The organism is Pseudomonas sp. ICBG1301, assembly GCF_016918385.1.
Taxonomy (GTDB): Bacteria; Pseudomonadota; Gammaproteobacteria; order Pseudomonadales; family Pseudomonadaceae; genus Aquipseudomonas; species Aquipseudomonas palleroniana.
Genome location: NZ_JAEKGB010000032.1, coordinates 1 through 357, shown reverse-complemented (window position 1 = coordinate 357; position 357 = coordinate 1). Strand labels below are relative to the sequence as shown.

The 357-nt window shown below is 62.7% G+C and carries 1 pseudogene; it reads right to left on the bottom strand.

The features are described 5' to 3' along the window. Positions 1 to 269: 269 nt before the first annotated feature. Positions 270 to 357: pseudogene (gene aroE / locus JBE38_RS27560) on the bottom strand (shikimate dehydrogenase); the annotation flags it as partial.

The window sequence follows — 357 nt, the reverse complement described above, 5'->3', positions numbered from 1 at the left end:
GTGGAGATGCTGCACCAGGAGGCACGGCGATTGCGGGGCTTGGGACGCAGCTTGACCTTGCGCCGGGCCCGGCCGCAGGTGGTGGAAGAGTTGAAGAAACTGGAAGGAGCCGACAACTGCCCCCTCCAGTTCGAAGACTGAACGCAGTCAAACATGTGGGAGGGGGCTTGCTCCCGATTGCAGTGTGTCAGCCAAGAATTACTTAGCTGAACCACCGCTATCGGGAGCAAGCCCCCTCCCACAGTAGCGGTGCCCACATCAGATTGGAGCTAGATGAGTTGGCGGCGCAGTTCAGCCAGCACCGGTGCCGAAGCCGGGCGCACACCGCGCCACAGGAAGAACGCTTCCGCCGCCTGC